Here is a 13,544-nt window from a genome sequence, read left to right as displayed (position 1 = left end):
CGATGGGTCAAGAGAACGCTATATTAACCGAAATTAAAAAAGGGAAGCTCAGAAGATTCATCGATCGATATCGGATGGAATTCTTTCTTTCCACCTCGTTCGTCCTTCAGATTTTGATTCTTTTTTTCTGGTACACCCCTTCGATAGAGTTCAATAGATTGGATAGACTGGTTGATGAAGTTGCATTTGTCGACAATCTGGTAATTCAGGACCCTAACGTCGGTGAGGCGGCTGATGATGGAGAATTCGAAGTCACCGATACGGTTAAGAAGAAGGAAGATCCAAGAATTGCGGGTGCACAAGACGCGATCATATCGGGAGCAACCGCACCGGTCGATCTAACACCTAATATCACCCCTGAATATTCATCAGAGGCAAGATCGGCAGGAATTACCGGCACCACCACCTTGGAGGTGATCATTGCAGAGAATGGGCAGGTTTTGAGAGTGCGCTCCGTTGGAAAGCCGCTCGGATTCGGCTTGGAAGAGTCTGCAATCGATGCATTTTACAAAAAAAGATATTCTCCTTCCATCTTAGAAGGGAAAGCGATCACTGTTAAGGTTCTAATACCGGTCCGATTTAGTCTTTACTAAAAGAGACACTCACAAAGGGACAGAGAAACAACTCTGTCCTATTCTTCTTTTTTCTTTATCTCATTGCAATTTCGAAAAAACCGTTTTTCTTTTGTAACTTCGAGTCTTTTGCTCCGAAGAACTTTGCGATGTTACACATTCAATTCAAAAACATTTTTCATACCTTCAATCAACTGGCAGATCTACTTTCCGTTATCGATGAAAGGGAATATTCGATGGAAATCACCCAAGTCAAGGGTTCGAGCATTGGAAAACATGTTCGTCACTGTATGGAAGTTTTGGAGAATTTGGTTATCGGCTTGGAAACAACCGAAATTTCATACGATCGAAGAAAAAGAAATCCTCTCTACGAAACCTCCCCGCTCGCGGCTCGGGATAAAATTTTTGAGTTATTAAACGAACTCGAATCGATTGAAGAAAATAAAAGTGTCGACCTTTCTTTTCTTTTGGATCCGGAGTCCGGACTTGAAGGAAAAACGATCAGCAATCTGAAACGAGAATTCTTATACGTCCAGGACCATACGATTCATCATATGGCGATCATCAAAATATACGCGGAGTGTTTTTTACAAAATGTTTCTCTACCGAAAGAATTTGGAGTTGCCCTTTCAACCCTTCAATTCGAGAAAAAAACAAAACATAAAGAAGCTGAATCAAAACAGACCTAAAAGGAAGAGCGTTTCCTGGAACGTTTCATTCGGAAAATTCGCAAAGCCTGAGTTTTGGCCGGCTTGGATCTTTTATATCCCTTTAGTGCCTTATATTGTATATTTGACGATTCGCCACTGGGGCTTTGGTACGATCTGCGCCGCCAATCCAGGTATCGATTTAGGAGGACTTGTCGGAGAATCAAAGAACGATATTCTTAAGAATATCTCATCCGATCACATATTAAAATTTCATAAAATTATAAGAATCGATTCCGAAACGGATCTTAAAAATCTGGAGAATTTAATTTTCATAAATAAATTTGAATATCCTTATATACTAAAACCGGACGCAGGGCAACGCGGCTCCGGCGTAAAACTCATCAAACGAGAAGACGAAGCGGTACGATATTTACTCGAGACAAATATAGACCTCGTTATCCAAGAATATCACCCTGGCCCGAAGGAAGCCGGCGTATTTTATTACCGTTTCCCGAATGAAAAAAAAGGGCATATCTTTTCCGTAACGAGAAAGACGTTTCCGATCATAGAAGGTGACGGAAATTCCTCCTTGAAAGAATTGATTTCAAAACACCCACGATTTCGATTTCAAACGGGAGTTTTTCAGCAAAGACATGAAAAACAATGGAACCGGATTCTTTCCAAAGGAGAAAGAATGAGGCTCGCGGAAGCTGGAAATCATTGTCAAGGCACTCTATTTTCGGACGGAAGCGATCTAATCACGGATGCCCTCATTGAAAAAATCGATCAAATTTCCCAGACCTTTGCCGGCTTTTACTTCGGTAGATACGATATTCGATACCGATCGGATGAAGAATTGAAATTAGGAAAAGAATTCGGAATCGTAGAATTGAACGGAGTCACCTCCGAATCGACAAATCTCTACGATCCTGAATTTTCCATCGTTCAAATGTATTCGATTCTTTTCCACCAATGGAAACTTCTTTTCCAAATCGGATCCGAAAATAAAAAATTGGGAGTTCCGAAAACGAGCCTGTACAAAATCGTCAAAGCACTTTTTCGATTCTACGCGGGAAATCGAAAAGTCAATGATCGTTCCGATTGATTCTTGTAATAAAGGAGAACGTTTTTGCAAACTCGAAGGAAATAAATGATTTATTTCCATCCGCGATGAATTTATGCTATCGACCATGACCGATCAAGTCCTTAAGTTCGTTTATTTTATGTTTGGGGATCCGAAGAAAAATTCTTTGGAACATAGGCTGTTCAATACGGTCGCGTTTGTAAACGGCGCCCTCAATATTTTCGGAGCGTTTTCCTCGTTCTATTTGGAAAACTTCATGGTGATTTTTCTCCTAAACTTCGTTTCCGGAATCTTGCTGATGGGAATGTATCTGGTATCACGAATCAAGAGCGTCTACTACGCGCTATTCTGGCCGTTCAATCTTACGATCTTAGTCTATCTTTCTTCCATGTGGTTTTTTAACGGAGGATCGATCGGCGGAAATCACTATTATTTTATCCCAGCACTCGTGATCGCGACGATTCTTTTAAGAAATCATAATGTATGGATCGTTTATTTGGTTTACGCGGCGGCGACCGCTTTTCTTTATGCGACCGAATTCTACAATAGAGAATGGATCAAGACCTATCAGAACGAAACCGAACGGTATTTGGACGCCGGAGGGAACTATTTATTCGTCCAAATCCTTACGGGACTTTTGATCTTCATTCTAACACGAAACTTGAATATAGAGCGAAAGAAATCGGACTCCTTACTTCTAAATATTCTTCCGGAAGCCGTTGCAGAAGAATTAAAAAGAAATGATTCCGTCGCACCGGTTCGTTATGAAAGCGTTACTGTACTCTTTACAGATATGGCAGGTTTTACTCAGATCGCAGAAACAATGTCTCCCGAAGAATTGTTAAGCGAATTGGATCTTTTTTTCCGTCAGTTCGATTCTATCGTAAAGATTCATACTCTGGAAAAAATAAAGACGATCGGAGACGCCTATATGGCCGCGGGAGGTCTTCCTCTAAAAAACAAAACTCATGCGATAGACGCCGTCCTTTGCGGTTTGGAATTTCAGAGATTTATGCTTCAAAAAAAACAAGAAAGGGAAAGCAAGAATCTGTCATTTTGGGAACTCAGACTTGGAATTCACACCGGCTCAGTTGTCGCGGGAGTTGTGGGAACGGATAAGTTTGCTTACGACATCTGGGGAGACACGGTGAATACGGCAAACAGAATGGAAAGTTCCGGAATTCCGGGTGAGGTGAATATTTCCAGCGAAACCTACGAACAAATAAAAGATTTTTTTATCTGCGAACATAGAGGAAAAATAAAAGCGAAGAACAAAGGTGAAATCGATATGTATCTCGTGAAAGGAATCCGGGAAGGACTTTTCGACATTGCAAATCCTTTTCAACCCAACCAAACATTCTTACGGTTCTACGGACAAATACAAAGAGGAGAATTTCCGGTTTCTTAGAAATTTCCGAAAAATAAAATGGCAATGATTCCTTTTCGCACGATTCTTCTTTTTTCCGTATGTTTCAATTTCCTATTCTCTTGTAGATTACCGGATGATCTCAAAAAAAAGCCGGAAGAGAGTTTACAACGTTTGAAAGAAGAAGGCGCCCGCATCCGGGAATTCCATTTTTTAGAGGATGGAGTAACAGTCTACGGAGTTGCGAGCGAGTGTGAATTAAAGAATCACAATATTATAATATTCATTCACGGTTCTCCCGGGGGCTGGCAGAATTATGCTTCCTATTTAGGAGACAAGATTCTTACCTCCTCTTTTTGTATCCTTTCCGTGGACAGGCCCGGTTTTGGAAAATCGAGTCCAGATCAAAGCGTGCCCGACATTGAAAGGCAGGCATATATCCTGGGACGGGCAATCTCTCAGTTTCAAAGAACCATTGGAAATGAAAAGAATGGAAAAATCATTCTAGTAGGACACTCCTACGGAGGACCAATTGCCGCAAGAATCGCCTCCTTTCCCGATCTAAATATCGCCGGCCTCCTCCTTTTGGCGGCGGCTTTGAGCGGAGACGCAGAGGAAGTTCGGTGGTACAATCGTGTCGCGGATTGGAATTGGATAAAACGGATTCTTCCCAGAGAGATCAATCAGAGCAATTCGGAGATGCTTCCTTTAAAAAAACAGCTCTTCGACCTGATCCCTCATTGGAAAGAAATTCACTGCAAAACGATTCTGATCCACGGAAAAGAGGATTCTCTTGTTCCTTATCAAAACTTGGAGTATTTTCAAACTCAACTTTCAAAAACGATTCTCAAAACCATTCCTTTAGAGAAAGAGAATCACTTTATCCCTTGGACCCAGAAGGAACTGATTCAAAAATTACTGCTCGAATTTCTCGATTGATTCAAAAAAAATCGCGTATATTTTAGAATCCACTCTAACAACCGATCGAAGTAAATTCGAAGTTTTCTGATTCGAATTTACGTTTTCCTCTACGACTTCCTTGCACCCTGCATACAACGAAGATCGATTGCAATAAATTGAAGCAATTCTATATTTAGAATATTCTAATACATTTACGTACGAGTTAGGGTGCGAACTCCTCCATACACACCCTAACTACAGCCAAATTTAGATCCAATCCGAAGCGAAATCCATCTCCTGAAGTTCTTCAATCGATCCTATTTCCGCGATCTTCGCTTTCCATTGATTCGCTCTTTCGAGCATTCTTGCTTTATGGAGGCAACCATCCTTCAAAACCTTTCGAACTTGATCTGGAGTATGAATTTGAAACGATTCTTGATTTGCGCCATCCTTACATTGAATCGGAAGGCTTTCTTCCGTTAAAACCGAACTATTGAGATTCAATTGATCGTCTCGATCAAACGCATAATGATGCACTGACCCGAGCGCCGAAGAAGAAAAGCCTCCCGAAATTTTTTCCGAACAGATCTGATTGATTCGCTGGATACAATCCTTTTTCTTTTGATCCAGATTCAATCTCCAACCGGCATTCGTATGAAACTGATGAGGAAGGACATTCCCCTCTTCGTCCAAAATCGGTTTCTCTTCCGTTTCCAATACAGAATCCATCTTGTCATTCCAGTCTTGGAGAATCCTTTCCCGAGCCGTCTTTTTATCATAGACCGACTTCGGCTGAAAATCTACAGCCATACCGTCGACGACCGGCGCAAGAAAGGTCTCTTGGACTTGAGGATTATAATGGAGCACATAGACTACTTCATGAAGAGTCTCATCAAATTCTTGCCAAACGGTTTTTCCTTTTAATTGTTGAGGATCCGAGTTGATCCATAGAACTTTGTTACTTTCTTTTTCTATAATATAGTTCATGCTACCCTCACTTTGTATTTGACTGCGACATAGGCTGGTGTTGTTTCGTTTCCGGTGCGCGGACTACCGTTGGTTCCGTCAGCCGTCGGAGTACCAACTGTGACGCTAATCCCGACCTGCCCGAGGCTTCCGCCAGCATAGCCACTTGCGCCGCCATTCCCAAAACCGGCGGCACCATTTGGAATCACAGACGCAGAGTGAATGTGCCCTTGACCTTGATCTTGTCCTTCAAAACCAACCGCGCCCCCGTCATAGTTTCCGCCAATGGCCTTTGCCCGCGTTCCGTGAACTCCCGCGCCCCTCGCAAAAATTCCTCTTCGATCCGGAACGTTGTATGTCGTCGCACCGTCTCCAAAACCATATTCAACGTTAACAATCATCTCTCCCGTCTGGGAAGAAGTGAGATCGAGGATACTCCCCGTCGGAGTCGTTGAAACTTGAAAATCGTTTGTGGTCGGGTTTCTTACATAGTATTTGGTTAGTGCGGTAATTCCCCCGCCCGTGAAAGCGAATTTGACGAGTTGTCCCTCGATCAAACCATGGGATGTCACACTGATCCGATCGCTGGCAGGAACGATTCCGCTCACGTTTCTTCGGACTAAATTCCAGAGCGCCGAATAGGTCGTTCTGGAAATCGCCTGAGCATTCGTTTCCTTGAATAGACTCGATGAAGCCTGATCCAAATTGTCCTCTATGATTCCGCCCAATGGAATCTGCGCCCCGAAAAGATTCAAATCGGTCTGATCGATCCGATCTTTTAGATACTGATCGTTCGAGTATTGGCGATCGAATTCGTCGTCGAATAAGTCACCATCCGCAGGCGTGCTCTTGGACCATGTCCTCGTTTTTGTTGCATTAAATACTGCCATCTTTACTCCTTTACATCTTGCTCAAATAGAATATATTTTTCATGTAGCCTTAAAGGTTGTTCGATTCCTAAAAACCGTTTCATCCGATCTTTCTGCGGTGTTAAATCGCTAGCTCGAGTAGATTCCGCAATCAGTCCCGATCCTCTCTGCACGAACTTTTTCTTTTCACAGAAAGAAAAGGGCCTCTCCCAAAATTTAAAGGAAGCGGTCTGCATCATTTCGATCCGTGTCTTTCCCCGATCCGCGATTTCCAGTCCCGTTTCTCGAACCAAATTATAGATCATAGGAATTCCTCTTTGATCACAAAGTCATACACGATCAAGTTATCCTTCGGTTTGGAAGGAAAGGTCTTTAGGAAAAGCAAATCCCCGTTTTCATCAAAGAGAGCCAACTCATTGATGGATGCTCCAATGGCTTCCACTTGTTTGATGGTTACTTGAAAATTTCTGGTTCCATCCGGATTCGTCCGTATTTCCACGAGCTTTCTTAAAACCTCGTTCTGCAATCCAGTATCGCTCGGCTGTGGAACTCTCGGAATACCGGCGTTCAAACCGCCGATCCCAAACGCTATTTCATACGGAAATATTCGTACATTAGAATCCGATAATAAAGTAGAATTGGATAAAGTCCAACTCCCATCCAGTACGTTACTTCGAAGAGAAGCACCGTAAAGAAGACCGGAGAGCGTAGAAGTTTCAAAACGATAACTGATGATCGCATTGACTCCTCCGGCCCGAATTTGCGAAATCGCTTGATTAAACTCCGGAGCCACCACAACCGAATCAACGGACCCGGAAAAGACCACTCGGATCGTTGCCGGTCTTTTCGTGTTGCCGGAGAGTGGGAATTCCCCATTTAAAGTCAAAGCACCGTCGAGAAATTCGGGAACACCTCCGTAACAGAGTTCTTGAATTTCATATAAGGTTCCGGTTCCAGATAAAATCTGGGACCCGATTTCATTCATGGAGTGAATATCGCCTTTCGATTTTCTTTTTTGTCTTGCGATCGAAAGAAAAACTCGATATCTGAAATCATCCATCCCGTCTCGGGGTTGTTTTAAATTTTTTCCGATGAGATCAAGAACGGCTCCTTGTTGAACTCGAAAGTCGGTAAGACCGCGTAACGATTCCAAAACAACGCGAGCTTCGTTTAACAATTCCAGATCCGCTGTCCATCGTTTGCCGATCTGAGATTCCGGATCCCGAGTAAACAGGGAAGACGGATATCGTTGCAGAACGTCATCAAGGGTTGTCATATAAAATTCACCTGGATATTAGAGGTTACTAATTTTGCTCTCTGACGGCTATTCAATGAAAGTTCATCTAACGTTCCAGGGGTGGAGAAACCGACTTTCGCGGACATCGACTTGATCCCAAGAACCTTCGTGGAGGCATATTCGCTCAGTCCGCTTTGCGCCGCGATCAGCTTCCATGCAAATACGTCCGCGCCGGTTCCGTCCCCTTTGTAAGTGGTCGAAACCGTGTTTATCGTATCCACACCGCCGATCACCTTGATACAATTCGTCTTCACGATGGATTCGCTTCCGGAAACCCAAAGGCTTAGATCGCGAACAACATCAATCTTGACGAAAATATCTACTTCGGTCGGGCGATTGAAGAAGTAGGTTCTCGCGACACCTTTACTATCGATCACGGAAGTACTCGTAGAACCGAATGACTCGATACCGCCGGGCCAGTTTCGTAAAAACACCTCGCCAATCTCTTCGGAACTACCACCTTCGATTACTGCTTCCATTGAATGAGGGGGCCTTCCGTCGAGATCCGTAAAATCCGTACGATTCTCATAAACGACCGCGCTTAATACCGCCTCGATCTGATTCAGAACTCCCTGAACGTTCGTAGCGGATGATCCTCCGTTGACCCCTTCCTCCATAAAACGATTCAAATATTCAACATCCGTCTCGATGGATCGACCACCTCTTGCAGGTTCAAGATTTGTAACCGAATCGACTCCTGCGATCCCGGTATTAATCGTAGTAATCGTGTTAGCCGGAACATTTCCGTTCAGACCGTATTCCAATCTAAGAGCTTGCGCATTTAAAACTACGAAACCACCGCTGATCGTTCCGGATTCTATGGTAATAAACTGATATCCGCTTCCGGTTTGACAAATCGTTCCGACTTCGACGACGGATCCATTTACGCCTGAAAATTTTAAAGCGACAATCGATCTTTTTGCCGGCTGGCGTTCCGCGCCCAATGGGTTTAACACTCGATCCAAGGAAACTCCCCTTGCCGTATGTGCGAAGTTGGAATAGAAAACGGACTCGGCCAATTGATGAATCAGATCGAGTTCGTCCGCGAGAATTCTCATCCGAATCCCGTCCTCGCTTAAAATCGATAAGTCTATTTCCTGACCGAGATTCGTTTTATATTTTTCTTCCAGTTCTGAGAGAATCTGGTCTCTTGTTTTTCGAATAAAACCTTGCTCCGTAACGCCTAACATTATATTTCCCCCAAAACAATACCAAACTTTGTATTTGCAGAATATTGAATATAGATCCTCCGATTCAAATCGTCGGCTTTCACCTCTATTCGGTCGAGCGAGATCGTCTCTGGATCCTTTAAAATTACTTTTTTGATTTCGAAGGTAACCCTTTCTCTAGATATCTTTGTGGAAAAGATCGTAAACCAATCCATTCCAGTAAGCGGTTCATAAACGCACTCTCCGAGCGATAATCGAATCGCGTGTTTGATTCTTTGAGCATAGTATTCCAGATCTTCCAATACGACCGTGCGTCCGTCCTTTCTTGCAATATCTCCGTTTTCGATTTTAAAACCTTTCATCCTATTTTTACCTTATTTGAAAGAATTTGATCCACTTCAGCTTTTCTTAAATTCAACTGAGCCAACACCGTGGGCGCCAATCCGGAAGGAGAACTCGGAACGGAATTGGTAGTAAAGGAAGCGGCATTGTTTATAAAAACATCCAGGATCATTTTTATCAACTGCGCAAGTGTGTCCCCCAAAACGGCCGCTTCCGAAAGATCGATCAAACCTCCTTGAATCTTAATCGTATCATCATCGAATTGAATGAAAGACTTCCCTTCCTTGTTCCCTATCACGAGGCCAGGTAGATTGGCCGTAACAGCGGGCAAATCCGAATCGCTTTTATAACCGCATACTACACAAGCACTTTGAAGATCGAATAAGGAATCCGAGACCAAGGAGCTGACTCCCCTCACCGCATCGGATATATCGTGCGTGGAGAATGAGATCCAAACGGTGTCTCCTCGTTTATAATCCGGTTTCATGTAAAAATCGCCCGACCAAAGAGCACCGACTCGAATATTCGATAACATCGGGAAATTTTTTTCCTCACCCGAGCCGTCTTTTTGTTTGAACGGAATCTTAACGTTAGCCGTCATTTCATTTGAATTGAAAGAATCTACAATCCCTGGCAAACCCACTTGTATTTTGGATAGCGACTTTTTCATCGACGCAAGAATCACTTCGTCCAAATTCATAAAGGTGTTACCTCCAACTCAGAATAGTTTTCGGATTGGAAGGTGGAGAATTTGTGCTTTCCGCCGATAATTCTGCATTCTCCCTTTAACTTTCCTCCGTGAATCGAGATTATCATGTTCTTTTTGAATTTATGTCGAAATAAACTCGTTACCTTCCATTTCCTTTCCTCTTGCTCGGGGATTCCGATAAGTCCGGAAGTGCTGTCCAAAAAAATTAAACTTTGTTTTTGTTTCGGTTGCTTGGAATCTATATGCAACAAACCGTCTTGAATCCAATATTGTGATTTCGTTAAAGAACAGAACTGATTGATACATTCACCTAACGAATCATTTGCGCTAAAGTTGATAACCCTATCTTCCCCGAGGGCGATCTTTCCTGGTTTCATATTTCCTCTCTCCAAAATATCAAGAATTACGCTCGTTGCAGGAAGTTTACTATACGTTTTCATTATATATGTGCGGGACCATGTTCCTGCGTTCGCATTGATCTGAAATTCCAAGATTTTGTTTGTGCCATCTTGCTTAAACTTAGGAAGAATGACGTTTCCAGACGCGACCAAGCCGTTCTCATCTTTATAGCCTGCATTTAAAAAAACACTCGGATATTGAAAGCTTGAACCTTGCGTCTTTGCACCGATCAAAGCCATCGTTTCTTCGTTTACGTTATAGATCGTTACCGTCGTTGAATTTAACGAATTCAACTCGGATTCAAATTCCATATCAAAAGGAGGATATGTGAATTTCTTGGCGTTTCCACTTTTTGGTAGAATTTCCAGAGATACAACTCTGCCGAAAAGTTTTGGATTCGGAGTCATTCTTCACCTTCTAAATAAATCTGAACCGTCGATCCGAAAGTCTGGCGATTGACCGGAATCTGAATGAATTCTTCGCGGTATAGATCATCAATGTCAAAGGGTTTGAGTGAAATCGAAACCGGGAAATCATCGACTACGACATGATTCAGAGGAATTCCATAGATCAAACAGGAAGAAAACAGAACGAGGTCGTCTTGATTTCTGATTATAACCGTGATTAAATCTCCGATCTGATTGTATGCAAATTCGAATTCATAATCCTTCGAACCGATTTGATATGTATTTCGAATCGGAATCGATTCCGGATCCACGGGAATATATTTAAATATTGGCATATTCTAATGTCCTTAGCTCTTTAGTTTCGCAGGATTCGGACTACCCGATCTGTTTACTTCCTGATTGGATTTTTTTCCACCCGACCGAACTGCCTTTACTTCTCTCGTTTTCGCCTCCGCAACAAAAATAGGAACGATTGAAAGACTCACCGGGACATCGTCTCCATTCTCTTTCGATTCCGAAAAAGTAACGTCACCGAGCAGTAGGTTCGGAATCTCATCCGTGGATCTTCCTAGATATCTTTGATCCGGATCGTCCGGTTCCACAAAACGAAAGAAGGAAGGAAGCAAGGATAGAATCCGATTGATAATTCCACCGGTTCTATAACCCAACAGAGTCAAAAAGGTTCCGCTGGTCTGCCAACGAATCAAAGTTTCCAACTTTTCATCGACAGACATTTTTGAAAGAGTTAGGGCGGATGTAGAAGAGGATAAAAGAGCGCTTAACGTAACGGCTCTTTGTCCGGGAATGACGAAATCCGTAATCGATGTTTTCCCTTTTTCCCTCTCGATCGGATGCCCGGTGACTTCGGCTGGATAAGAATATTGAATGTCAAAGGAAACGTTCATCTCGACTTCGGTTTCTCCATCTGTGAGAGCGATTGTATCTCTTCTTGTTATCGTTCCCATTACGCAACTCCTTCCGGTGAAAGTCCGGATTGAAGACCGATCTTCAATGCGATCTTTTCGAGTTCTTTTTCCAAATACGCGCCGAACATCTGAGCGTCTTTTTGAGTAGATCCGGAGCCTAACGTTACGTTAGCGATATTGACGGAGATTCCCTTCCCGTTACCTGCCTTAGATCCGCCCAAGATACCGAGATCTTTCACTGCGACCAAATTATCATCAGGGTGAAAATGAATCACCTTTCCATGTTTGGTGATAATCGCGTCTTGAACTTCTGTCGGCGGTTCCTTAACGTCCGGTGCGATTCCTAAAAATTTGAGAACACCGGCCGGGACCAGATCGGAAATGATTTTTCGAATCTTTGGTCCGAGATCAGTAAAGAATTGGATAATTCTATCTTTAAAGGATATCACCGTTTCAATTAACGAATCAAACTTGCTCTTAACAAGATCGAAAGGTCCTAGAAAATCTCCAATAACGGATTTACCACCTTTCATCCATTTGAAGAGATCTCTAATAATCAAGGCGAGGCCGGCCACAACGATAGCGACGGCGAGACCGATCGCAATAAACGGAAGGAATGGAGCAATCGCGGCCCAACCTGCCACGGCCATTCCGCCCAAAGCAGGAATTAAGGAAGAGAAAGTGATTCCGGAAGTGATCAGAGATTGCACTCCTACTGCTATCAAACCTGCGACGATTCCTGTGAGAATACTTCCTAAAATGATCCCTGCGACTTCCAGTCTTTCCGCCGCCTCTTCCCCTTCCGTAAAGTATTCGAACAAATCTATGAACAACGTCAGGACAGGTTTCAATGCCTCCAAGATCAGAGAACCGATCTTTTCCTTCAGACCTTCTATGATTCCGCTAAATCTTTCTAAGATCGCGGAAGAGGTTCGTGCGTGCTCTCCATAAGAATTTTGTAATTTACTGTTGTCGCTCAATGCGGAAGAAAGAAGTCTTTCTCTCGCGATCCGTTTCTCTGCGTCGGAAATACCCGATTGATTGATCCGATTGAATTCCTTAGAATAATCAGAAAATAAGGCGCCATTCTTTTGTAAAAAGTCTCCATTGCCGTCGTTGATCGCATTGTAAGCGTCCTGCATGGAGGAAGAGAGATCGTTCCCTGCGATTCGGGAAGATTTTTGCAATCCGGAAAGATTCTTGGAGATAAAATCGACCGAAAGACCGGCTTTGACCGCTTGATTTGCGGCTTCCGTAAGTTCCCTTTGAGTGGTCAATCCTTTGGAACTTCGGACCGTATTTTCGATCGAGGATTGAAGTTTGGGATATTCGCTTCCCGAAAGCGTTTTTAAAATTGCATTCTGCTTTTCTAATGCGATTCCGACTTCGAAAGAAGGCCCGATCACAGTCTTAAAGGCGAAAGACGCGATCGAAGAAAGCGCTTTTAGGGAAGCAGAAGCGATGGTTGCGACTTTGGAAGTCGCGTTCAATTGAAAATTTAACTTTGCGACGTCTCTTTCCGTAAAGCCGGCCGCTTTTGCGACGTTGAAAAACTCTTTTTCAAGTTGGGGATTTCCTTTCGTGCTCGCATACAACTTCCGAAGGGAATCTTCCGTCTTTCCAAGTTTTTCGGAAAGAAGCGCAAGACCGGAAACTCCTCGGATCGAATCCGCCATGGAATTTCCTAAAGATTCCCAGGCTTGAATTCCAGATTTCGAAATAAGATTGGTTGAATCGGAAAATTCTTTCAGTTTAGAACGTAAATCTTCCAATTCTTTTCGGATGCCAGAAAATGGATCGTCCGGATCTACGCCGATCTTGATCGTGATATTCAGTTCTCTTGTAGCCATGCGCTTAATCTTTTCCTCAACCTTCTCTATTCTTTCTA

The 13,544-nt window shown here is 43.1% G+C and carries 16 protein-coding genes; 5 read left to right on the top strand and 11 right to left on the bottom strand.

What is annotated here, in order from left to right; genetic code table 11:
- Positions 1-2: 2 nt before the first annotated feature.
- The 5 genes from DLM75_RS17640 (at position 3) to DLM75_RS17620 (ending at position 4,611) form a co-directional block, all read left to right on the top strand.
- Entirely contained in the window at positions 3-593 is a 591-nt protein-coding gene (locus DLM75_RS17640) for an energy transducer TonB (protein ID WP_118969814.1), read from the top strand.
- 128 nt (positions 594-721) lie between these two features.
- A complete protein-coding gene (locus DLM75_RS17635) occupies positions 722-1,261 on the top strand; it encodes a DinB family protein (protein ID WP_118969813.1) in 540 nt (179 codons plus the stop codon).
- Positions 1,167-2,327, top strand: coding sequence for an ATP-grasp domain-containing protein (locus tag DLM75_RS17630; RefSeq protein WP_241547970.1), 1,161 nt, complete (start codon positions 1,167-1,169; stop codon positions 2,325-2,327). Before DLM75_RS17635 ends, DLM75_RS17630 begins: the two co-directional genes overlap by 95 nt.
- Before the next feature lie 85 nt (positions 2,328-2,412).
- A complete protein-coding gene (locus DLM75_RS17625) occupies positions 2,413-3,714 on the top strand; it encodes an adenylate/guanylate cyclase domain-containing protein (protein ID WP_118969925.1) in 1,302 nt (433 codons plus the stop codon).
- Positions 3,715-3,741: 27 nt separating this feature from the next.
- A complete protein-coding gene (locus DLM75_RS17620) occupies positions 3,742-4,611 on the top strand; it encodes an alpha/beta fold hydrolase (RefSeq protein WP_174715095.1) in 870 nt (289 codons plus the stop codon).
- 228 nt (positions 4,612-4,839) lie between these two features.
- Here the strand turns inward: DLM75_RS17620 and DLM75_RS17615 are convergent, their stop codons facing one another.
- The 11 genes from DLM75_RS17615 to DLM75_RS17565 are packed head-to-tail and all read right to left on the bottom strand — an operon-like array spanning position 4,840 to position 13,506.
- Positions 4,840-5,559, bottom strand: a complete 720-nt coding sequence (locus DLM75_RS17615; protein WP_118969812.1) for a DUF4376 domain-containing protein — start codon at positions 5,557-5,559, stop codon at positions 4,840-4,842.
- Entirely contained in the window at positions 5,556-6,428 is an 873-nt protein-coding gene (locus tag DLM75_RS17610; protein WP_118969811.1) for a hypothetical protein, read from the bottom strand. Before DLM75_RS17610 ends, DLM75_RS17615 begins: the two co-directional genes overlap by 4 nt.
- A 2-nt stretch (positions 6,429-6,430) precedes the next feature.
- Positions 6,431-6,712 (bottom strand): LA_1064 family peroxide-responsive upregulated protein, encoded by a 282-nt coding sequence (locus DLM75_RS25045; RefSeq protein ID WP_118969810.1) that lies wholly within the window; start codon positions 6,710-6,712, stop codon positions 6,431-6,433.
- A complete protein-coding gene (locus tag DLM75_RS17600) occupies positions 6,709-7,683 on the bottom strand; it encodes a phage tail protein (protein ID WP_118969809.1) in 975 nt (324 codons plus the stop codon). The genes DLM75_RS25045 and DLM75_RS17600 overlap by 4 nt, the downstream gene beginning before the upstream one ends.
- Complete coding sequence (locus tag DLM75_RS17595) at positions 7,680-8,894, bottom strand: baseplate J/gp47 family protein (protein WP_118969808.1); 1,215 nt, start codon at positions 8,892-8,894, stop codon at positions 7,680-7,682. Before DLM75_RS17595 ends, DLM75_RS17600 begins: the two co-directional genes overlap by 4 nt.
- Positions 8,894-9,235 carry a contractile injection system sheath initiator gene (locus DLM75_RS17590; RefSeq protein WP_118969807.1) on the bottom strand — a complete coding sequence of 114 codons (342 nt, stop codon included), beginning with the start codon at positions 9,233-9,235 and terminating at the stop codon, positions 8,894-8,896. The genes DLM75_RS17595 and DLM75_RS17590 overlap by 1 nt, the downstream gene beginning before the upstream one ends.
- Positions 9,232-9,915 carry a Gp138 family membrane-puncturing spike protein gene (locus DLM75_RS17585; RefSeq protein ID WP_118969806.1) on the bottom strand — a complete coding sequence of 228 codons (684 nt, stop codon included), beginning with the start codon at positions 9,913-9,915 and terminating at the stop codon, positions 9,232-9,234. The genes DLM75_RS17590 and DLM75_RS17585 overlap by 4 nt, the downstream gene beginning before the upstream one ends.
- Positions 9,912-10,730: a phage protein gene (locus tag DLM75_RS17580; RefSeq protein WP_118969805.1), complete on the bottom strand. Its 819-nt coding sequence runs from the start codon at positions 10,728-10,730 to the stop codon at positions 9,912-9,914. Before DLM75_RS17580 ends, DLM75_RS17585 begins: the two co-directional genes overlap by 4 nt.
- Positions 10,727-11,065 carry a phage baseplate plug family protein gene (locus DLM75_RS17575; RefSeq protein ID WP_118969804.1) on the bottom strand — a complete coding sequence of 113 codons (339 nt, stop codon included), beginning with the start codon at positions 11,063-11,065 and terminating at the stop codon, positions 10,727-10,729. The genes DLM75_RS17580 and DLM75_RS17575 overlap by 4 nt, the downstream gene beginning before the upstream one ends.
- 12 nt (positions 11,066-11,077) lie before the next feature.
- Complete coding sequence (locus DLM75_RS17570; protein ID WP_118969803.1) at positions 11,078-11,695, bottom strand: phage baseplate protein; 618 nt, start codon at positions 11,693-11,695, stop codon at positions 11,078-11,080.
- Positions 11,695-13,506 (bottom strand): LIC12611 family phage tail protein, encoded by a 1,812-nt coding sequence (locus DLM75_RS17565; protein ID WP_118969802.1) that lies wholly within the window; start codon positions 13,504-13,506, stop codon positions 11,695-11,697. Before DLM75_RS17565 ends, DLM75_RS17570 begins: the two co-directional genes overlap by 1 nt.
- Between the last annotated feature and the right edge of the window lie 38 nt (positions 13,507-13,544).

The organism is Leptospira stimsonii, assembly GCF_003545885.1.
Classification (GTDB): Bacteria; Spirochaetota; Leptospiria; order Leptospirales; family Leptospiraceae; genus Leptospira; species Leptospira stimsonii.
Note: the sequence above shows the minus strand (reverse complement) of the source record. Positions and strands in the feature narration are given on the sequence as shown.